This window comes from Psychrobacter piscatorii (assembly GCF_904846415.1).
Lineage (GTDB): Bacteria > Pseudomonadota > Gammaproteobacteria > Pseudomonadales > Moraxellaceae > Psychrobacter > Psychrobacter piscatorii.
The window spans coordinates 43,225-64,994 of sequence record NZ_CAJHAR010000019.1 but is presented as its reverse complement, the minus strand read 5'-3'; the positions used below and the strand labels follow the sequence as shown (position 1 = coordinate 64,994).

Below are 21,770 nucleotides of genomic sequence, written 5' to 3'. Positions count from 1 at the left end.
GGCAGGACAGCAAGTGCCGTTATGGTACTCGTAAAGTCTGGAAACAGTTGAAAGCAGAGGGTATACATCCTGCACGCTGCACTGTAGAGCGGTTAATGCGGCAGCATGGCATGCAGGGTGTTTGGCGAGGTAAAGGTAAGATAACCACTAAGTCTCGTGATGATCAAAAGCGTGCTGATGATTTGGTTAATCGTAACTTTAATGCCCATCGCCCTAACCAGCTATGGGTTGCTGACTTTACTTACGTTAAAACATTGAGTGGCTGGGTATATACCGCCTTTATCATTGATGTGTTTGCTCGCGCTATCGTTGGCTGGAAAGTATCAGATCGTATGAACACTGATATGGTGATGGCAGCACTAAACCAAGCCATTGCAGACAGAAACCATCCTAAAGATGTGATTCATCATAGTGATCGCGGCGTTCAGTACTTATCCATTCGCTATACTGATAAGATGGCTGATTCTGGCGTTATTGCATCTGTTGGTACAACGGGTGATTCATACGATAATGCGTTGGCTGAAACGGTTAACGGGCTTTATAAAACAGAGGTGATTGAATATTTAAAACCGCAGTGGCAAGGTGTGAACGATGTTGAATTAGCAACCCTAGAATGGGTCGATTGGTTTAACAAAACTCGCATTCATAGTACGATTGGTTATGTGTCGCCTTTTGAGTTTGAGAGACGATACTATGATAGTCTTTGTGAGTCAGACAAAGCTGCCTGACTCAAGCAATCCACTCTCCGATATAGTCGGGGCGGTTCAGAGTGGACGTTTATGAGTCTTGCATTGCTAGTTCTACTTGCTATATCAGTCAAATAGACGTAATCGATTACATTAAGCTTGGAAAAAATTAAGACTGTGAAGGTTCAAGATTGGTGATTTGAATATTCATACACTTTATCTGAGTATGACAAGTCACTATAACTTTTTTAAATTAGACTGACTTTTGAGTTCAGATATTAAGTAGGGTGAAAGTAAGTCATCTAGCTCAAGATTAGTTTTCAACTTTACTTGATTAATAATTTCTACGAGGGTAACAGTATTTTGATTCAGCTCATCTTCAAGTTCAGCTATCCTCTCTTTTAATCCTTTATTGGTGTCAAGAAGAGCTTGACGTGTCTTTTTATTGACGTATAGCTGCTCTTCTTTTTCATTCAAGTTCAATGGTAAGAGCTGCTCCATGGTGTATTTTTGAATTAATGCTTTACGTTCTTTAGTGCTAAGCGTACTCAGACCCCCTTTAATATGCCCTTTGGCAATTAGTCTCTTATGTAGAGCAGTATTTGAAATAGGGGCCTTTTTAATGCCTTCTTGTACCATTTCTTTAAGCTCGTTCTCGATAGCTTCATTAAGCTCACTACCTCTTAACATTTGCTTTCTTCCTCATCATTAGCTTTTATCTTTTCGTATTCTAGTGAAAATAGTTCAGCAAGTGTCTTTGGCTGGGAATGCTCAGTATCTATTGCACTATATATATTTACAGGAGTTTTATTACTGTAGCCGACCATAATTTTTTGTTCGAAACCCTCAAGGTTCTGAATTTGCTTTTTTATCCTTAGTGTAAATTCAGAATTATCAGCTAAGCTTTTAGCTTGATCAGTCAGTCTATCTTTAGTAAGTCTTAAATTTTCAAGTTCGCCCAAACGGCCTGTCACCGTAAAATTGACACAGGACGCACCTGACTGGCACGCTAGTCGCTTGGGACAACCGTGAGCCGCTATATTACGCATACACGAGCCAAAGGGTAGGGGATGTAAGTAGGCATGGGTATCTATGAGTTCTTTTGCCTTGTCTGGCTCTGTAGGAGCTATTTCATTAAAAGCTTTAGCAATATCGTCAAAGTAACCATCTCCCATAGATTGTTCGATAAAATTCGACACTTCATTAGCGTTATCAAAAGTATGCAGGTTATTTTTCAGATTGTTTTCTAGATCTTTATCGTTGCTAAATAGCATCAAACCATACTCTAAGACGTCATCAATTGGACTTTTTATATTATTCTTTAAAGAACGCATAGGCTCTTCTGAAACTGCCATTAACTCATTGGAGGTTCGGAATTGATTACTGTTACTAGTCAAACTAGCATTTTGGCTGATTTGCTTAATACTCAAATGCTGATAATGTTTGTTTTGTTCAATATCAACACGCCCCATTAGCATAGCTTGTAAGTGATCTAGAATTTCAGCAATAGCTAAGAACGTATTAATATTATGCCGAGGAATATGGCTTGATATTTTAGAGATTTGATTGTCACTATCTTTTAGATTATATTTTTCAAATACTGATTTATTGTTACCTGTGCCTAAGAAATTATTTATGACACGGTTATCTAGGGTTGTAATATTTGTTTTATTTATCAGACTTCGAGATAGAGTAGTGCTACCATGTTGAACAATAAATAATAAGTCTTCATAGGGAATGTTAACTAGCTTACCCTCAAACTCAAATTTTTTATTTATAGGTTCTTCGGCATCATAATTCGCTATTGATACAATGAATTTATTCAATGTCTCTTTACTATAGAATTTCAGCTCACCTGTGCCATCAGGACTTACCTTGTCAGGTTTTACTTGAGCATTCTTAAATGTACTTAATATTGCATCTCTTTGGCCACCACGACCTCTTGTCTGTTTTTTTGAGATAAACAAATGGTCAGTTAAGTCGTCTAGCTCGATCAAGTCATCAGAAATATCATCAATACCTTTAGGAAGAAAGTCTTTTAAATTTTTCTGTCTCAAATAAATTAGGTGCTTTCGATACTGCTCGGTAAGCTCCAAGGTATTTTGTATAATGCTTTTAACAAGCGTAATCGAAGACGGCTCAACCCAGTGAATTCTCTTGCCAGCCCCTTTTGCGCCATAATAGCGTATACCAAGCATGGATTGTACCTTGCCATTGATACTTATAGGCTCATTGGTCTGTGGATCCAAGATAGGTCTTTCAATTAAACAGTCTTTCTTCAGCATTATCGTTTCAGTCGATCGAAACCCTGTTATGATAGATAAAAATAACGAGTTTAAGAGTATTTTTTCGCCTTCACTTTGACAAAGGTTTTTTAGCGAAGCAATATTTATAAAAGTCTGAATCGAGATTAATTTTTCTACATTTATCTTATTTTCATCGATATTTTTATCTTCAAGAAGCTCTTTAGTTGTTCTTGCTTTCTGTGTTCTGTTCTGCTTGTTAATATATTTTAAATCAACTTCAAACTCTAGCTTCTTAGAAGTGAATCCATATTTATTTACTACATCTTGTAGCCTTTTGAATGTTCCGACATGGTCTGGAAGGTTAGTAGCACTACTATTATTCTTTAACAAATAGTAGGCATGGTTAAGAATTTCTGTCGATAGCTTTGTAGGATGAGTGTCATATGTAATTTCTTTTAGGGAATAGAACCAACGCTTTAACACTAAAAGTTCAGCAACAAGCTTTTGTGGTGAAACCTTACCGTTAGCTTGGCGATAGCTGTACACTAGCATTGCTTTACAAAATTGTTGATAATCTTCAGATATATTTATATTTGACAGCCCTTTTGCTCTGTTTATCGAATTGAAGCTGATACTTGACTTGCCTCTCGAGAGTAGCCAGCTTGAACCCACACCGGTCCTTAACCAAGCACTATCTTCCCATAAAGCATCATTGGGTTGGTATAAGCTATTTTCAAAATACTCTTTTTGCTCATCAATGAACTTATCATAACTATTCATTTGCATTTTTCACCTCACTACTTAACTTACAGCGCTTAATGACTGATTCTATTTCAAATTTAGTCGCTTCGTGAATAGCAATGACTGGGTTTGAGGAGCTATAAACAGCATCGGAGATATGGACGATAGATTCTAGTTCATCTTGAACGCATTCTAAAACCTCTTTATGATTACCATGTTCATAAGGATGAAAATAGACACATCCATAGCAACTACGGACAGGTTCAAGGAAACAGCCAGCTTTGTAGCTACACTTACCTATATTGCTGTGGATTTTATGATTAACGAATCCTGTTATATTTTCTCCGTGGTCTTGTTCAGGGGTAATGATATCGCCAGTCATTAGCATGGCTATCATTTGCTGATAAACAGGGTTTCTACCGAGTGCTATGGCTCGAATTTGAGCAAGATTAGGTGATGAAAAAATATAATGTCTAGCTGTAACTAACGACGAGTGTCCTAAGATATACGCAATATCTTCAGCACTTGATCCCGATAGTGCCATTGAATAAGCCACATGATGGCGAAATTGAGAGCTTGTATATCTAATTCGAATTAGTTCACCATTTAAAACTTGGCTTTTATATTCCTGCGGTGAGAAATCAAAAAGTTGCTCATTGATGGCGGTAGTACAGTAAGTCACTGCATAATTACCTAAATCAAAAAGCTGATGTTTTATAGGTAGTTTGAACTGTTTGATATATTGCAAAATAACTTTAGCGATTTCTTCAGGTAGTTTTATCGAAATCTTAGCATGGTTGAATCGCCCTTGTTTGGCATAAGGTACAAGTATGCTGTAACGCATATTTTCGCCTTCTTTCGTGTATGTATCTATCTTTATATCTTCAACAGAAAGCTTAGATAATTGGACGGGTCTCATACCAGTTACGTAGATAAGACCAAGGATAGAAGCATCTTTAATAACATTGTCTACTATTGATTGCCCCTCACCAATTTCTGAATTTAGTTTTGCGAAGCCATTTTGTATCATTGTGATCGTAGGCTTACTAATAGGATCCTCAACCTCTTGATAGAACAATTTTGAGTTAAAAGATTTTGGTCTTTCTAGTATTTCAAGATCAAGCTCATCTTCTTCACTAAATTCTTCAAAACCTTCAGCTATCAATAATCTGACAAAGTTCTTTAATGTATAGTATTCTCTATATTTAGATTCATCTACGGCTAAATCTAAAAGCACTTCTTTGAAACTTAGATAACTAAAAGAGTTGTTGCTTTTTATTAACTTATGAAATTTAGACCTGACTTGTTTAAAGTATCTTGATAAATAAGCAGGGCTATTAATTTGGGAGTAGTAAGCTAAAAAGAACTTTAATAACTTAATCTCATGCTTATCTAGATAATTTTCTTCAGTAAAGTCTATGTACTCTTTTCTACCGGAGTAGAAAAACTCCCAAGTACTTGAGGTAGAATTGATAAATTTCGTTTCATATCTATCAGCAAGCATAAATCGAATTATAGTAGGAATATGTAGACTTTCAATTTTACTTATCTGAGCCTCAGAAAATAAACGATGACTCGAGTAGTTAGGAAACTCTAGTGCTAAATTATTAGTCATAGTGTGCACCCACTTTTGTAATTCGATGTATATTAGATAAGTTAGCATTTTCCGAGATAAATCGGCTAGCATATAAGTATGGCATAGTACTGTTGAGTGACCACCCTGCCATCTTTCTTAAACTTTCAATAGCATTCTCCATTGCCTGCGCCTTGTTGTAACTGTCCAAATATGATTGATAACTATGTTTAAGCATCATATACGCCCATGTATGACGAAGAATATGAGCTGAAATTTTATCAATTGAATCTACATATCTCTTGTCAAAGAACTGAGGATAATCACTTTTCATCTTCTCATTTATCGTAGCTATGAGCTTTTTAAGACCTGATTTACTAAGAGGCGCGTAGGGTGCTTGTAAGGACAGAAATAGCATGTTGCTTTTAGAATCTTGAGATCTGATATTGTTGATATACATGTGAATAAATTGAGCATCACGTTTTTCTAATAATATGGTTCGAACGGATTGAACGTTTTTCATCTGCGGCTTCGATATACGGTTATCTGTTCTATCTTGTGTATCAGTTATAACGAGATAAGTATTACATGTTTTTAAATCAGTCTTAATTGAGTTAAGAGTTAAAAGTAACAGCTCGCCAGTCCTCAAACCGTAGTTTAAGAGCAGATGTACAATGAGAAAGTTTCTTAACTGCGCTTCCTTACTCTTAAATAAAGGTTCTAGTGCTTTTGGCGAAATAATAGAATATAGAGCTTCTTTTATTTCCTCTGTAAGGCTTTTAAAGTTTGTCCCATTTTTATGGGCTTTATGGTGATTAGAGGACAAGTTTTTGACAAGATCAGACTTTTGGGAAAGTGTAGATTTATATCTAGCTATTTGAGGGCTTATAGATTTACCGTGTACTTGACTAAAGGTATCTAATAAATAGTTTAAATAGCTGAGGATAGCCCGCAAACGATGTGCAAGCGTATTGTAATTAATTGAAGGATTGCTCCCTAATCTAATTAGCTTTTGGTCAACTACCCGCATATTTTCCAAATATAATATAAAGCTGTCTATTTCTTTAATCATCAAATTAGGGTTAGATTTATGTTCACGGAAATACTTGCAGAATGACTGATTATGTTTTTCTTCCCAGAACTCGTACCACTGCTTAATACCCTGCAAGTAAGCTTGTTGTGTTGATTCACTTTTAAACTTCAATGAGCTATTAATATAAAGCATAGGATATAAGCAGGGAAGTGTAGTAGTGCTATCAAACAATAGACTAAGCTGAGCTGAGTTGTTTAGAGTAATAGATTTTATTTTCAGCATTTGAATCAAATCCTACGAATGTATGAACTTTTATATAGGTGTCTCTTATGATTTAATATTATATTAATACTCTCTACAAAGCAATGAAAATTGAATGATATAATCAGCTTAAAGTAGTTTTCATACAGAGTCTCGCAGCTTATCTATATAGTCAGCCCAATCTTGCATCATGAGTATTCGAGTATCGATTTCATCCAATCGGTTATAAGCGCCACCATGCGTATCCTTTATTCGATGTCCTAATTGCAGCTCAGTCACAATATCTGAGTAACGTAGTTCAGATTGTTCCATAAGCAATGTTTTGGCCGATGCTCGAAATCCATGAGCACACTGAACATCTTTGTATCCAAGCCTATGGAATATCTGTACTAGAGTCGCTTTACTAATATAGCTATTGCTTGAGGCACGCATCGATGCAAACACATATTCTTTATGACCTGTAATTGCTTTTATTCTTCGTAAGCGTTCAATAACCTGAGTGGCTAGAGGTACAACTAAGTGCGATACCATATCCTCACGACCTTCGCCTTTAGTAGGAGAAAACTCCCATAGCTTGTTATCCCAATCTATATCTTGCCATCGCATAGACCGCAAATCGATACTACGCACAAAAACATATGGTAATAAGTTCATTGCTTCCAATGTAATCTTACTTGCACCTTCAAAATTAGACATATCGTTCAGGAGAGTGGCAAACTGATCAGGCTTAGTGATGGCTGGTAAATGGTTGCCTGAGCTGGCAGGTGCGAGCTCGCCACGCGTATCAATAGCTATGTTTCTATCGCATAATCCTCTTGCAACAGCGAATGAGAAGACTTTTTCAGTATAAAGCCGAGTGCTTGCACCAACGAAGGTTGCTTGATTTTCATTATTCTGAATCGCCTCACACACACTTAATATCATCTCGCTCGTGATATCGTTCATTCTTAAGTCGCCAATCTCGCGACACATATATCCTAGACATAAATCCCAAAATTTAAGGGTAGATTCACTAAACGCACGCTTTCTAGAATTGCTACGATTACGACTTGATGTTTTGTGGTCTCGCCACGCTTGTGTAATTTCAGAAAATGTGGCGTTCTTTAGATGAGCATACTTATTGACTTGTTCTTTTTTATGGATAGCTTTAGGGTCAGAGCCTTGTGCGACCATCTTAAGTATACTTTCTGCTTTATGCTTAGCTTCATATAGACTGATTTCTTCGACCTTACCTAGCATCATTCTAGGACGCTTACCATCGATATGCGGATGAGCGTACCTCAAGTAATATTCTTTTTTACCATTTGGATAAATACGAATACTTAGGCCCGCAATACCTGAGACACTAACCGAGTAATCTTTATCTCGGCATTCAAGTATATTAATATCATTTAAATTGTCGACAGCCATAATGCACATCCGTAAGCTTTATAAGCAAGGTAAATTGTGAATGTTAATCTATTAACTCTATACTGAGATTTAGAATAATCTTTGCACATACTTTATAAATTCTGAAAAAGTATCTTTTGGAAAATATAGATAGTTATTGGACACTGAAATGGACACGGTTATTAATCTATTAAGACATAAAACCCTTTAAAATTAAGTATTTTAGGTACAATTATCCCCAAGTGAAGGTTGGGGATAATTATAGTATAGTGGAGAAAGAGGGAGTAAGCTATTTTTTTGTTGATATATATGGCGTTTGAAGGAATAAACTTCATATAGATTAAAAGTAAGAGTGCTGTTTGCTATTGGCAATAGAGTCCTTCGACATATTTGCACGAAAAACCGTGCTCCTGTACTCGCACAGAATACCTTAATCAGGGTGATAGTACTGTTCTGTGCAAATTTGGAAGGTATCAACTCAATGCTTTAGATTAAGATATCTCAGTAAGAACGAGAGATGTTAGAAAAGACCAATGAATGTTTCACTAATCAGGAAGGCTGTTTTGGTGACTCTAAATGGAAACGTAGTTAGCTATGATAATAGCAGCTATAAGGTGTATATAGACTTGGACTTACTGAGATGCCAAGTAGGAGTATTATCAGAGCTTGTATACGTTCTTATCAATGATATAGAGTAATAGGCATTCAGAAGGGTTATTGCTTTTACTTTGAGCTGATTGTCACTTGGTGGCTAATACTTCTGTACCTAACGTAGTTCAAGCACATTCGCATTAATCAGGAAGTCGGCTAAGCTACCAACAATCGATTGATGAGTGATTTGTTTATTAGGTGATGATTAGGAGTGACAGATTATTCAGAGGGCTTATTGTGCAGTATGAAGGTAGTAAACTTAGCAATGATGAGTAGAACAAGTTTATCAAACAGGTTAACTAGCGACATGGTTTAATACGTTAAGCTCGATTACAAATACAATAGGATTAATGATAGCTCTGTACATTAACTCCTTAAGACAGCTCAGCTAGTAACTGTATTAGTGGTGATGAAGATGACTTTATGAATAGGTAATACGTATGAGAATTAATCAATCATCAACCAATCTTTATAGGGATTTATCATATAATTATAATCCCATGAACTTATTGTATGGTACCCTTAGTTTAACATAATATACATTATGCGAAAACATACCAACGGTTTCAGTAGAAACTTAAATATTAATCTGCGTCATGTCGTTTGTATATTTACCTGAGTATTTTTAAATTTAAAATAGCATAGCGCTGACATTTTTAATGTCAATTGAGTTTTCTACTAACGACAAGTTTCAAGCAAATGCTTACTCAAAGTTCCACCGTCTTCATTCAAGCTAACATCTGCGATTTGGCAATCTTTATCATTGCACGTCAAATCATAATAGATATTGCTGCCTTGCGCCAAGCTGACTTGAACCAATCCTTTATCAGTCATCGAAAACTTCTTGTCTTGCGTATAATCAGGATCTTGAGAATCCCACAGCACATCATAATCAACATTGCAGGACATTTGATTTTTATCAAAATAATCTTGTTCTAGCTGCATGGCTGCTTGCAAGTCATCATTGGCATATTGTTGTAGCACCACAGGATTACTCATACCTTGATCATCGATATCTTGTTGGTACATTTTTGTGATGGTTGCGATCTTTATGTCAGCCACAGCAGCTTGTTTCTGAGATGCTTTTGTCACATTTGCTGTGGCAGTATCGACAGTTGTCAGTGCTATGGTTGATAGCAATATCAGTGATTTGTATGTTGGCATGTCGTTCTCTACGAGCTTTTATCTTATAAGTGTTACGGTCTATTACATCATAGCCATATAACGACTCTGCTGTATTATCGTATCATTCAGGTTCACTCATCAAAATTCCGATTACATAGCGCTTTTATGCTCTTTTTTATCTATTGTGATGACAAATTTTAGTGGCTTATCGTAACGTTTATTTTGCTAATAACTGTGGTAAGGATGCTTTTATGATAATACTACCTACCTTTTTTAAGGAAAAATTTGCAACATTGGCTTCTAGTGGCCTTTTATTGCTTACTTTGACCGCGACTGGTTGCCAGTCCGCTTCTGAATCTAGTGAAGCCATTGTTTCTCAACCTACCAGCACCTCAGCAACGCCTATGAGTACTGATATCAGTCAACAAACCTTAAAACAGCAAGCGTTGCGTATACAGCGGGCGCTCGCCAATAAGGATTTTGCTAGAATTACTGATGATATCCATCCCACACGTGGCGTTCGTTTTTCGATGTATGCCTACGTGCGCCCTGAGTCTGATAAAGTCTTTAATCGCGCGCAATATGCGCAATATTTACAACAGTCCAATCTTCGCTTCACATGGGGCGAAAAAGATGGAACGGGTGATTTATTAATCACACCGCTGCCGACGTATTTGGAGACTTGGGTGGATGGCAAAAAATTCAATGATGTGGATGTCAGCGTCAATAAAATTACCAATAATGGAAATTCAATCAATAACTTAAAAGACATATACCAAAACTCAGACGTTGTGGAGTTTTATCATAAAGGCACTGAAGAATATGCTGGCATGGACTGGCGTGTACTGCGATTGGTGTTTGATGAGTATCAGGGTAAGCGTTATCTCGTCGCTGTCATTAACGATCAGTGGACGGTTTAAATAACAGCGTAAGCATCTGAATGGTCAGATAAATATATTAAAAAAGGGCAATGCATCACATATGAAGCACTGCCCTTTTTATTTCTTTGTTATATTATATTCAATTTTTAATATATAAATTTAAACTTATGGTTTTGGTTGAATTGGACTTTGCTTAAAAAACTTGACCATAATATCGTAAATATCAGGATATGCGTCAACCAGCTTTTGCGGCGTTTCAAAAAATACTTCACTCAATACCGCAAAAAACTCGGCGGGATTGGTGGCGCCATAACGATCTAAACCTGACTTACGGTGCGTTTGAAAATCTTCAAAATCACGGGTCATAATTTCAGTCCAACGTGCAGGATCTATGTCAGGCTGCATCGGTGGAAAGCCATTAGCGCGGCCATTCATCATATCAAGCTTATGCACAAATTCATGAATCACCACATTGTGTCCATCACGCTCACCTGAGTGCTTGGCATCCTTCCATGAGAGAATGACTGGGCCACGTTGCCATGCTTCCCCACTACGGTGCTGACTGCCCTCATGCACGATGCCGAACTCATCTACCGTTGTACTCTCACTTTTGTACGAACCTTGATAAATAATAATAGACGACCAGCCGCTATACCATTCAAGACTTAGGTTTAAGATAGGTAAACAGGCTTGCAATGCAATGGACTGTTTGACCGCGTCAGTAATTTCAAAACCTTGCGCGCCTGTAAAAGACTTGTCATCCAAAAACAAAGTCGCTAAGTCGAATAAACGACCTCTCTCCTCCTCATTTAATCTATCAAGGATAACGATACGCTCAGCCGCCCGCGCCCAGTCTTCATGCGTGAACTCGCTATTGTCTAATATGCGCTGCTCACGCCAGTCTTTGATGATGTCAAACATACATTTTATCCCTATTCTTTTTAGTATATAGGCCAGCCATTCTACGTATATTATAGCGATAACCAGTAGCACGCCATTATAATTACTATATTAAAATGTATAAAAAACGCCGCTCATAAATAAATTACTGAGCGGCGCAGACTGTCATCCATACATTATGTTTTAAAATTGATACTGTAAGCCTAACTGTACTGAGCTGTCTTTATCATCACGTGCAAAGGTGGTATCGCCATTCAGATACGCATAGACATTGTTATGAACCTTGTTGCTAACACTCAGCTCAAAACGTCCATAGTCATCATCTTTGTTTGTTTGGGTGATACTAATGTCTCTGTTTTGCCCATCAGCGAAAGAATTTGTCGATAAACGATCCACTAAACCGTCTTCGATGACATGCACGTAAGCGAGTTTGCTTTGAAGCTTGGCGGGTGTACCCATTAAATCAAACCCATACTGCAGCTGGTAACCAAGCTCTGAGTCCCATGCCTCACTAGATGTGCTATCAACTTTAAGGGCTGTGCGAGAGTTGGCACTGCCACTCGTGTAGCCGTCTATGTCGGTATCACTGTAGTTCAAACCTAAAAAAGCGCCATGAGCGATGTTTTTCTTGATAAGAAAATTGTAGCCAAGCTCATTATAAGCACTAAACACATCGGCATCAGCATTACCGCGTTCGCTATTGTTAATAATGTTGATGCCATTATTACCATCTAGTCTAACGGTGCTATTAACATCTAAATCATGTTTAGATAAGCTTACAGAAGTCGTATTCCACCAAGCCGTGTCTTTACCGCCCAATAGCGAGTAAGCTTGAATGCCATAGCTGGTGTCTTTTTTGATACCGTTCTCTACCGTTTTATTGTTTTGATTGGTGGCTTTGAGACCTGCACCAACACGCCAGCTAGGTTGCACAACGTATTCACCATAGATGCCAATATTAGCGCGATTACCTTCTTGGACGTTATCAGAATCGATATAGCTTTGAGAGCCGTCTACCCAAACCTGAGTACGCAAAGCATCATTGTTATCACTATTATCAACGGCAGGTAAAGCCAAAGCATTAGCACGCTCAAGAATAGCTGAGTGCGAATCAGTGGCACTGTGCTTTAACGCTGCCCCCATTCTATTTTGAAGATTAAGCGCGCTTTTGTTTGCGGCAATGATGTCAGCATTGGTTTGCTCAACGATCAATCTGCTAAGAATACGCGAATAGTCACGCATTCTTTGTGCGATGCGCTCTTCCCCAAATGCAGCTGTCAGCACATCCTCATTGTCTAATTCGGGATTATGCCACGTATAGCCACCTGGGATATTCGGATTTTCCGTTTGCGTATAACCATCATAATCAGGTCCAAGAGCCCAGTTGGTCGCCTCAAATCCTACTACAGGCATTACGTTGTCAAAAGACTCTTGATCGCTACAACAGCCAACGCCATAAGGCTCGTAGGGTTCTGTCGCGCCAGGTGCAATGATAGCTGGATTGACTTCGAGTGTGATACCAAGCTCTTTTGCAATACGTAGCGCATTTTCACGCAGTCCTACATTGGCAGCCACTTCATTGCCGTCATCGTCGTAAGCATTTCGCCCCGCATTGGCATACATCTTATCGCCTGTAATCAAGCTATCTAAGTTGATCATGCCCAGTGCTGTCGATTTTTCTGCGTCAGTGAGCTGATCAACAAACGCCTTTGAACCATTGAGACCGCCCTCCTCTGCACCAAACGCCACAAACTGAATATTATGTTCTGTGTCAATGCCATTCAGGTTTCTTGTCAATTCAGTTAAGACGCCAGATCCAGAGGCGTTGTCATCTAATGCTTCTAGATTTTGATAATTTGGGTAGGCGACTGCAGAATCATAATGTGCGCCGACAAATAGTGTTTTATTGGTATCAGCAATACCTTTTTGGGTGACAATAATGTTATTACTCGTTAGTGTTTGACCTCTAAATAAACCGCGAGGTGCAACAAAATCAAAAGTCTGACGATCGACTTGATTGTTACTACCATTAATAGTCATACGTTGCTGCATATAGTTAGCAGCCTCAATTTCCTTGTCAGATCCGGTATAGCGACCAGCATAGTCGCGCGCGAGCGTTAACGCCGTTTCTTTACCATAATCACCGTATTGGGCTTCTGCAAATGTTTGTGAGCCTGTAAGTAGTGTCAGCGCAGCGACAACTGAAATCGTGAGCGGTGATAATCTATTATGCAAACTGTTTCTCCTTGGTTAAATAAATGTAATCGACACTAAAAAATAACTCAATTAAATGTGGTTTACAAGAAAAAGAAACAACGTATTTTTTAAGTCAAACCTCCAGCGACAACATGTTCATAATCAACTTGATCAAGGTTTCTTTTTGATTCGGGTCAGACTCAGCGACCAATAAGGTCACAGCAGCAAGACCTGTGTTATTAATCACCATCTCACCTTTATCATTGAGTAAGTGTCCGTTACGGTGTAAAAAATCTACAAACAAAAAAACCACTGCGCTTATTGCCATCAGTAAGTAGCTATTTTTCATCGTGCCAACCCTTCCTCTTGTAAATAATCATGCAGCCCTTCTGCAAACTGCCGATAACCCGCAGCGTTGGCGTGGATGCGATCGGACTTTAACGTGTCATCCGACAATACCGCAGACCAGCCACCTGAATATAAAGGCACTTCTTTAGCATCAGCAATATCTTCATATAATGGGTTATCACTCACCCGTCCAAACAGAGCGCTGGCACTAAAGTGAGGTTCAGCAATAAGGACCACATCGATATTTGCAGATTTCAAGGTGTCGATAGTAGCGGTGATATTGGCACGTGTAGTCTCAGGCTGAACGCGTTGCAACACATCATTACCACCCACGCCAAGCAGTACCAAGTCAGGGTTTTGCTTAGTGATATCATCGACACGAGCCAGCACATCGGCGGAGGTATCGCCATTGACGCCTGCATTAATAACGTTCCAATGACTCAGATTGGCAAGTACCTTAGGATAAGCTGCATCTAGACTCGTGCCATAGCCATAAGTCAGCGAGTCACCAAGTGCAATCACCGTGCTACCAGCTGGCAAGGTATCTTGCTGTGGCTCACTACCACAGCTGGTCATACTCAGAGTCGCTGCCAACCCCATACTAGCCAGCACCAAAGACTTACCTCGTATCTTCATGTCCACTCTTTTCCTTTTTTCACACAGATTGAGTTAAATTTATCAGAATTAGGCTGATATTACTAAAAACCTATTACTTAACCCTTGTTGTATGTTACTCGGTAACCGTTGTATAGTTCATACAGGAGATAGACTACCTGTTGGGCGAAATAAAAGTGCTACTAAGCTTAGCATAGAGGGTGTAGTCATCATAAAGTGTAACTTTACCAAGGATACGTGAGGTACTTATGAATAAAAAATCATCTCAATCCCAGAGTCAGGGTCAGAGCCAAAACCAACCTCAAGAAGAGCAGTCAATAGGTCAAATCAAAGACCAAAGTCAGAATAAAAATACAAATGAGGATACGGCTACCCCTGAAACCAGCGTAAAAGACAAGGACAACACTTCAGGGCAATCGCAAAGCCAATCACAAAATACCTCACAAGACACGCCCCCATCACGCGCACCAAGCTTTGATGAACTCCAAACAGGCAAAGGTCAGTATCGTCCCGTTGCAAAAGCCGTTGGTCATTGGCTTGATAACATCAACATGGACGCCCTCAATTATCTAAACGAACAAGCAGAAAACATCTTTTACCGCAAAGGGGTTACCTTTACGGTCTATAGCGATGCCAAAAACATCGAGCGTATGATTCCATTTGATATCATTCCACGCATTATTGCAGCGAGCGAATGGCAACAAATAGAAGCAGGCTGTAAACAGCGCATCACCGCTCTCAATGCTTTTTTGCATGATATCTACCATGATCAAGCCATTATGAAGGCCGATATTGTCCCTGCCAGCTATGTGTATGCCAGTGGCTGCTATGAGCCGTGGATGATGGGCATTGAGCTCGATAAACCAATATACTCGCACATTAGTGGTATCGATCTAATCCGTGATGAATCTGGCAAGTTTTGTGTGTTAGAGGATAACTTGCGTACCCCGTCAGGCGTCTCATATATGCTTGAGAGCCGCAATATATCAGAGACCCTCTTAGCTGATATATTTGCTGACACGCCTATTATGGGTATTAGTGATTATCCAAACCGTCTCAAAGCCTGTCTTGCCAGCTCAACATCCAAATATGATCCGCAAGTCGTCATTTTAACGCCAGGCCGCTTTAATAGTGCCTATTATGAGCATGCTTTCTTAGCCCATGAGATGAATGTACCACTCGTTCATGGTTATGACTTGGTCGTTGAGGACAGCAAAGTCTACATGCAAGGTATTCGCGGTAAGGTACAAGTCGATGTGATCTACCGCCGTATTGATGACCCTTATATCGATCCTTTAGCATTCCGCTCAGATTCTATCTTGGGTGTATCGGGGCTCATGAGTGCGTATCGCGCTGGCAACGTCGTTATCGTAAATGCACCTGGTACGGGCGTGGCCGATGATAAGAGTTTATATCCTTTTGTACCGGATATGATTAAGTTCTACTTAAATGAAGAGCCTATCCTACCTAATATTGAGACCTACCAGTGCCGTAAGCCCGATGATCTCAAATATGTGCTTGATAATCTGGACAAGCTAGTGGTAAAAGAAACGCAAGGCTCAGGCGGCTATGGGATGCTTATTGGTCCGACATCAACCAAAGAAGAAATCGAAGAATATCGCGTACGTCTGCTTGAAAATCCAGCCGGCTTTATTGCTCAGCCAACCATCTCACTATCTACCAACCCCACTGCCGTGAGCGATGGTATCGCACCGCGTCATATTGACTTGCGTCCCTTTATTCTCAGTCATGGTGATGGCACGGTAGATATCGTACCTGGTGGTCTGACACGAGTGGCCATGGTTGAAGGCTCGTTGGTCGTCAATTCATCGCAAGGCGGCGGTATCAAAGACACTTGGGTTATTGATGACAGTGATTTAGACAGCCAGCAAGCCGATAAGTGCTCGCCTTCATCATCAGTAGGGGTCAATTCTGCAGGCAACGCTTCAGGGCATGCGAACTACTATAATCGCGTCCAGCCCTTAGAAACAGGTTATGAGAGTTTAGATGATGCGCCCATGATACTGCTGCTCTCTACCGCCAGTCACTTAATATGGCTAGGTCGATATAGTGAGCGCTTGTATTACTATGACGATGTCATGAAACAGCTCATCAAAGGCGATCTCAAAAAATCACAGATCAAGCATTTAATCAGTCATTTAGGATTTGCCGTTGATGGTGAAGCGTCACTTACCACCATGAAAGCACAAATGATGTCTGATTTGGAACAAAACATCATACCCAATATCGTGCAATCGATTGAGGATAATGTCCAAGAGGCCAAAGGTGTCATTGGTAAAGATACCGCTGAGCTGTATAACTTGATCAAACGTTTATCGAGTGCTGGCACGTATCGAGCGGCGACCTTGCAGCTACACGCGTGTAACGCTGCGATGAAACAAGAAAACCCGACAGTGACTTGTTTTTGGCAATTAGGGCGTCATTTTGAGCAGCTTGAGCGTGCCGTCTTGTTAGGAGAGGATTCAACAGAGGTCAGTTTTGAATTCAGACACTGGATTAATGAGTTGCCAGAGAATACACGCTGGCGTGAGCTTATCCGCTTGACCAACCAGATGATCAGATCAAAGAAATTTAGTGATTTTGCGCTGATTAGCAAAGAGTTTAATCTCATATTGCGTCAAGGTGTATAGAAAGTGTCTAGCCAAAAACCAATAATAATGGCTCATAAGACATATGGAATAAACCGAAAAAGGAGAAGATATTATGAAACTTCAAATCAGTCACCAAACCAACTATTATTACGATGAGCTGGCGCAGCGCAGTGTACAGTACATACGCATGACCCCCATGCAAATGCCGCACCAAACCATTCATAAATGGGATGTCATGCTCCCTAAAGTGGCGACCAACCAAAAGGACGGCTTTGGTAATGCATGGCTCACGCTCAGTCGTAACGAGGCACATAACAACTTGCAAATGCAGGCGTCGGGTGTCGTTGAGATCAACACCGAAACCGAACGACTAGAGGATATGGATCATGTCCCCTACCTGCTATTTACCGTACAAACCCCGTTAACCAAATGCTCACAAGAGATGCGAGAATTTGCAGCACCATATCTAAAAACCCCTACTCATGACAGCTTAAAAGCAATGGCGAATGCCCTGATCATGAAAATGCCTTTTGTTAAAGACGTCACGCATGTGGGCACGACCGCTGCTGAGGCGTTTGCGGCAAGTGCCGGTGTGTGCCAAGACCATACGCATGTGTTTTTAAGTATCTTGCGCGATCAACAGATTCCAGCGCGTTATGTGTCCGGTTATCTGTATGACGATACCGAAAATCACATGGCCAGTCACGCATGGGCTGAGGTTTGGCTGGATGGTTACTGGTATACTTTTGATATCTCAAATCAGGCATTTACTCCAAACTCACATGTGTATGTGGCGATTGGGCGAGATTATCTAGATACCGCCCCTGTGCGCGGCGTACGCATGGGCGGCGGTTATGAAAATCTTTACAGTTTGGTATTAGTCAAAAAGCTATCATAGCATTTGCTGTTTTCTATTATTTTTTTATCAAGGGTATCTTATGACTTATTGTGCTGCCATTCGTCTAAAAGACGGTATGGTCTTTGCCAGTGACACGCGCACCAATGCTGGTGTTGATCACATATCGACATTCAGAAAGTTGTATCAATATGGCATTGAAGGCGAGCGCTTTATGGTGCTGCAAACCGCTGGCAGCTTAGCGACATCGCAAGCGGTATTTAATAAACTGCAAAACGATATTGATCAGCGTCTTGAGAGCAACCTCAATACAGTGACGACATTATTTGATGCGGCGCAAATGGTCGGTGAATGTATGCGTGATATTATGAATCATGCAAAAGCAGTCGCTAATTCTAGTCGCGACGGGGCATTTACTAGCTCGTTTATGCTTGGTGGTCAAATTAAAGGACATCCGCCTGAATTATACCTGATTTATCCTGAAGGCAATTGCATCAAAGCCACAGAAGATACGCCTTTCTTTCAGTTGGGTGAAAGCAAATACGGAAAACCTATTTTGGACCGTTCTGTCAGCTATAACACAGATGTAAGACACGCGGCACGTGCGTTGATGCTGTCATTTGATTCCACGATTCACTCAAATCTATCAGTCGGTATGCCGATAGATTTTGTGCTGTATGAAAATGACAGTTTAATCTTACCAAAAGGTCGCCGTATTGATGAGCGTGATGAATATTTTAATACGATTCGTCATAAATGGTCAGATGCATTACGTCGCACGTTAGTTGAATTGCCCAAATGCCCTGATAATTATTGGGGATAGACCCTTTACCCTTAGACCCAATTTGAAGACTGATCGTCACATCAATAAAATCACACCAATAAAAACGGTGCGGTGCGACTGTCTTCTGATTGGGCCACGTCTTCTGGCGTGCCTTGAGCGACAATTAACCCGCCCTCATCACCTGCCCCTGGCCCAATATCAATCACCCAGTCGCTATTGCTCGCCACTTGCATATCATGCTCAACCATAATGACCGTGTTCCCCGCATCGACAAGGCCGTTTAATTGCGCCATCAGCATGGATACATCAGCAGGATGCAGCCCTGTGGTTGGCTCATCTAAGATATAGAGTGTATCGCCTCGTTGCGTGCGTTGTAGTTCAGTGGCAAGCTTGATGCGCTGTGCTTCACCTCCTGACAGCTCAGTGGCGGGCTGCCCCAAACGTAAGTAGCCAAGACCCACTTGCAGCAATGCATCTAATGCGCGCAAGATAGGCGCTTCATCAATAAAAAACTCATGAGCCGCTTCAACCGTTAAATTTAATACCTCAGCAATATTTTTGTCTCGATAATTGATGGCAAGTGTTTCTTCGTCATAACGTTGCCCATGACAGACCTGACAAGGCGCATAAACACTTGGGAGAAACAGCAGCTCCACACTGACAAAACCTAAACCTTCGCAATTTGGACAGCGGCCTTTTTTGGTGTTAAACGAGAAACGTCCAGCGTCATAGCTATGTGCTTTCGCTTGCTTAGTTGCGGCAAACAGCTTACGAACATCATCGAACAATCCTGTATAGGTTGCTAGGTTTGAGCGCGGTGTCCGCCCAATCGCCTTTTGATTGATATTAATAAGACGACGAATATGCGACATGCCAGCGACAATTTCACCACCAGTGACTGTCTCAAGCTCTTGCTCAAGCAAATCTGCCTCACCTACAGGGGCTTCAGTAACTGTCTTTTGACCCAATACTTCACTGATAAGCTCTACCAATGCTTGGCTGACAAGGCTTGATTTGCCTGACCCTGATACACCTGTGACACTAGTCATGACCCCAAGTGGAAACTCAACGTCTAAGCCTGTTATATTGTTACGCTCAATGTTTGTAAATTTAAGCCATGCTGTCGGTTGCCTTTTGTCAGATTTTGAATGAGCATTAGCTGTGTCGTTGGCAAAGAGATATTGACCGGTATGCGACTGCGCAACCTCACGTAGCCCCTCTACAGGCCCACTATAGACGATCTCACCGCCATGCGTGCCAGCTTGCGGCCCGACATCCACCACCCAATCAGCATGCCTAATCACACTCACATCGTGCTCAACGACAAACACCGAGTTGCCAGATGCGATCAACTCATCTAGCGCGCCAAGTAGCGCCTGCGTATCAGCAGGATGCAGACCTGCTGATGGCTCATCGAGGACATAAACCACACCAAACAGCTGTGAGCGAATTTGAGTCGCTAACCGCAATCGCTGCAGCTCACCAGGCGATAGCGTTGGTGTGGTACGCTCAAGCGACAGATAGCCCAGACCAAGCCTTGTTAGTGCCTCAATACGAGAGAGAATATCACTGGCAATACGCTGGGCAACGATCGCTTTTTCGCGGTTTGGTGTGTCATCAGCCACTTTGGTGTGTGCTGTTTTCTCAAGTTTGATGGCCATCTCGGTCAATGTGAGCTGTGATAGCTTACCGATATCAAGTCCTGCAAACTTAACTGATAGCGATTCTTTCTTTAGTTTTTTGCCGTGACATTCTGGACACTCAGATATCTGCATAAATTGCGAGACGCGTTTCTTGGTACGCGGGCTTTGGGTAGTGGCAAAAGAGTGCAAAATAAAGTTCTTGGCGCTAGTAAACGTGCCCATATAGTTTGGCTTCTCCCCTTTCTCAATCGCCTCGCGTGTCTGTTCTATATCGTACTCAGGATAAACAGGCACCGTTGGCGTCTCATCGGTAAACAAAATCCAGTCGCGGGTCTTCTTTGGCAGGGTATGCCAAGGCTTATCGATATCATAGCCTAATGTGGTCAATATACGGCTCAGGTTTTGACCTTGCCATGCCGGTGGCCATGCCGCAATCGCCCGCTCGCGAATGCTCTTCGTATTGTCTGGCACCAGAAGATCCTCGGTGACCTCAAACACACGCCCAATACCTGAACACGTCGGACAGGCACCATCTGGCGTATTAGGCGAGAATGCATCGGCATACAGTATCTCTTGGCCGGCGGGATACTCTCCGGCTCGTGAGTACAGCATACGAAGACCATTAGATATGGTTGTTACACTACCCACAGACGAGCGCACTGACGGCGTACCACGCTTTTGCTGTAGAGCAACTGCTGGCGGCAACCCTTCTATAGTATCGACATCGGGTTCATCAACCTGATCGATGAGCCTTCTGGCATAAGGCGACACCGAATCGAGATAGCGGCGCTGTGACTCGGCAAATAGCGTACCGAATGCCAAGGAGGATTTTCCCGATCCAGATATACCCGTAAAGACCACCAAGGCATTGCGCGGTAAATCCACATCGACATTCTTTAAATTATGAACACGCGCACCTCTGACCTGAATGTTTTCTTGGTTGGGGTTGTATAGAGCGTTCTTGACGACACTTGTCTTATTTGCTGTTTCTTCTAATTTTTTTGGATTGGCCATAACGCTATTTTTCCTATTGAGTCGCTAGTTATTGCTAACGTATTTATTATTATTCATATGAGTAGCAGAAAGGTTAACACGTACTCATGCAGGGTTATGGCAAAGCTTACGTATCAATAGCATAGATAGACAAAACGACAACTTAAGTCATTAGGCACCTTATAATAAAAAAACCCGCAGTCATTGCGGGTTTTTTGAGGAAAAATACTATCAGAA

At 40.8% G+C, this 21,770-nt stretch carries 15 protein-coding genes and 1 pseudogene; 5 read left to right on the top strand and 11 right to left on the bottom strand.

Features of this window, described 5'->3' with window-relative positions; translation table 11 throughout:
- Positions 1 to 728, top strand: a 728-nt coding sequence (locus tag JMX83_RS09650) for an IS3 family transposase (protein WP_201601123.1), incomplete at its 5' end; no start/stop codon positions are given.
- 195 nt (positions 729 to 923) lie between these two features.
- Here the strand turns inward: JMX83_RS09650 and JMX83_RS09645 are convergent.
- The 6 genes from JMX83_RS09645 to JMX83_RS09620 form a co-directional block, all read right to left on the bottom strand.
- Positions 924 to 1,376, bottom strand: a complete 453-nt coding sequence (locus JMX83_RS09645; protein WP_201601121.1) for a hypothetical protein — start codon at positions 1,374 to 1,376, stop codon at positions 924 to 926.
- On the bottom strand, positions 1,370 to 3,718 hold the full coding sequence (locus JMX83_RS09640; RefSeq protein WP_201601119.1) for a hypothetical protein: 2,349 nt from the start codon (positions 3,716 to 3,718) through the stop codon (positions 1,370 to 1,372). The genes JMX83_RS09645 and JMX83_RS09640 overlap by 7 nt, the downstream gene beginning before the upstream one ends.
- Entirely contained in the window at positions 3,705 to 5,288 is a 1,584-nt protein-coding gene (locus JMX83_RS09635) for a site-specific integrase (RefSeq protein WP_201601117.1), read from the bottom strand. Before JMX83_RS09635 ends, JMX83_RS09640 begins: the two co-directional genes overlap by 14 nt.
- The gene (locus JMX83_RS09630; protein ID WP_201601115.1) at positions 5,281 to 6,561 is read right to left on the bottom strand and encodes a site-specific integrase; all 1,281 of its coding nucleotides are present in this window, start codon (positions 6,559 to 6,561) and stop codon (positions 5,281 to 5,283) included. Before JMX83_RS09630 ends, JMX83_RS09635 begins: the two co-directional genes overlap by 8 nt.
- A gap of 120 nt (positions 6,562 to 6,681) precedes the next feature.
- A complete protein-coding gene (locus JMX83_RS09625; RefSeq protein WP_045455641.1) occupies positions 6,682 to 7,950 on the bottom strand; it encodes a tyrosine-type recombinase/integrase in 1,269 nt (422 codons plus the stop codon).
- A 1,308-nt stretch (positions 7,951 to 9,258) separates the two neighbouring features.
- Positions 9,259 to 9,744 carry a hypothetical protein gene (locus JMX83_RS09620; RefSeq protein WP_201601112.1) on the bottom strand — a complete coding sequence of 162 codons (486 nt, stop codon included), beginning with the start codon at positions 9,742 to 9,744 and terminating at the stop codon, positions 9,259 to 9,261.
- Between the two features lie 212 nt (positions 9,745 to 9,956).
- Here JMX83_RS09620 and JMX83_RS09615 point away from each other — a divergent pair, with 212 nt between their 5' ends.
- Positions 9,957 to 10,625, top strand: a complete 669-nt coding sequence (locus tag JMX83_RS09615) for a hypothetical protein (protein WP_201601109.1) — start codon at positions 9,957 to 9,959, stop codon at positions 10,623 to 10,625.
- A gap of 126 nt (positions 10,626 to 10,751) precedes the next feature.
- Here JMX83_RS09615 and JMX83_RS09610 read toward each other — a convergent pair whose 3' ends face one another.
- From JMX83_RS09610 to JMX83_RS09595, 4 genes are all read right to left on the bottom strand, one after another.
- Entirely contained in the window at positions 10,752 to 11,507 is a 756-nt protein-coding gene (locus JMX83_RS09610; RefSeq protein ID WP_201601106.1) for a M90 family metallopeptidase, read from the bottom strand.
- 162 nt (positions 11,508 to 11,669) lie between these two features.
- Positions 11,670 to 13,721: an autotransporter domain-containing protein gene (locus tag JMX83_RS09605; protein WP_201601104.1), complete on the bottom strand. Its 2,052-nt coding sequence runs from the start codon at positions 13,719 to 13,721 to the stop codon at positions 11,670 to 11,672.
- Positions 13,722 to 13,815: 94 nt separating this feature from the next.
- On the bottom strand, positions 13,816 to 14,031 hold the full coding sequence (locus JMX83_RS09600) for a hypothetical protein (RefSeq protein ID WP_265089527.1): 216 nt from the start codon (positions 14,029 to 14,031) through the stop codon (positions 13,816 to 13,818).
- Positions 14,028 to 14,666, bottom strand: a complete 639-nt coding sequence (locus JMX83_RS09595) for a GDSL-type esterase/lipase family protein (RefSeq protein WP_201601102.1) — start codon at positions 14,664 to 14,666, stop codon at positions 14,028 to 14,030. The genes JMX83_RS09600 and JMX83_RS09595 overlap by 4 nt, the downstream gene beginning before the upstream one ends.
- A 305-nt stretch (positions 14,667 to 14,971) precedes the next feature.
- On the opposite strand from JMX83_RS09595, the pseudogene JMX83_RS15380 reads away from it, so the two are divergent.
- From JMX83_RS15380 to JMX83_RS09580, 3 genes and pseudogenes are all read left to right on the top strand, one after another.
- Positions 14,972 to 16,513, top strand: a pseudogene (locus tag JMX83_RS15380) (circularly permuted type 2 ATP-grasp protein); the annotation flags it as partial.
- Positions 16,514 to 17,369: 856 nt separating this feature from the next.
- Entirely contained in the window at positions 17,370 to 18,155 is a 786-nt protein-coding gene (locus JMX83_RS09585; RefSeq protein ID WP_201601098.1) for a transglutaminase family protein, read from the top strand.
- A 40-nt stretch (positions 18,156 to 18,195) separates the two neighbouring features.
- Positions 18,196 to 18,936 carry a peptidase gene (locus JMX83_RS09580; protein ID WP_201601096.1) on the top strand — a complete coding sequence of 247 codons (741 nt, stop codon included), beginning with the start codon at positions 18,196 to 18,198 and terminating at the stop codon, positions 18,934 to 18,936.
- Between the two features lie 50 nt (positions 18,937 to 18,986).
- On the opposite strand, the gene uvrA is transcribed toward JMX83_RS09580, so the two are convergent.
- Complete coding sequence (gene uvrA, locus JMX83_RS09575; RefSeq protein ID WP_201601094.1) at positions 18,987 to 21,554, bottom strand: excinuclease ABC subunit UvrA; 2,568 nt, start codon at positions 21,552 to 21,554, stop codon at positions 18,987 to 18,989.
- Between the last annotated feature and the right edge of the window lie 216 nt (positions 21,555 to 21,770).

Bases quoted from the DNA above. Each gene is read 5' to 3' on its own strand.
- JMX83_RS09635 (WP_201601117.1), bottom strand. From the start codon at position 5,288: ATGACTAATAATTTAGCACTAGAGTTTCCTAACTACTCGAGTCATCGT.
- JMX83_RS09620 (WP_201601112.1), bottom strand. From the start codon at position 9,744: ATGCCAACATACAAATCACTGATATTGCTATCAACCATAGCACTGACA.
- JMX83_RS09595 (WP_201601102.1), bottom strand. From the start codon at position 14,666: ATGAAGATACGAGGTAAGTCTTTGGTGCTGGCTAGTATGGGGTTGGCA.
- JMX83_RS09585 (WP_201601098.1), top strand. From the start codon at position 17,370: ATGAAACTTCAAATCAGTCACCAAACCAACTATTATTACGATGAGCTG.
- uvrA (WP_201601094.1), bottom strand. From the start codon at position 21,554: ATGGCCAATCCAAAAAAATTAGAAGAAACAGCAAATAAGACAAGTGTC.
- JMX83_RS09600 (WP_265089527.1), bottom strand. From the start codon at position 14,031: ATGAAAAATAGCTACTTACTGATGGCAATAAGCGCAGTGGTTTTTTTG.
- JMX83_RS09580 (WP_201601096.1), top strand. From the start codon at position 18,196: ATGACTTATTGTGCTGCCATTCGTCTAAAAGACGGTATGGTCTTTGCC.
- JMX83_RS09640 (WP_201601119.1), bottom strand. From the start codon at position 3,718: ATGCAAATGAATAGTTATGATAAGTTCATTGATGAGCAAAAAGAGTAT.
- JMX83_RS09625 (WP_045455641.1), bottom strand. From the start codon at position 7,950: ATGGCTGTCGACAATTTAAATGATATTAATATACTTGAATGCCGAGAT.
- JMX83_RS09630 (WP_201601115.1), bottom strand. From the start codon at position 6,561: ATGCTGAAAATAAAATCTATTACTCTAAACAACTCAGCTCAGCTTAGT.
- JMX83_RS09645 (WP_201601121.1), bottom strand. From the start codon at position 1,376: ATGTTAAGAGGTAGTGAGCTTAATGAAGCTATCGAGAACGAGCTTAAA.
- JMX83_RS09610 (WP_201601106.1), bottom strand. From the start codon at position 11,507: ATGTTTGACATCATCAAAGACTGGCGTGAGCAGCGCATATTAGACAAT.
- JMX83_RS09615 (WP_201601109.1), top strand. From the start codon at position 9,957: ATGATAATACTACCTACCTTTTTTAAGGAAAAATTTGCAACATTGGCT.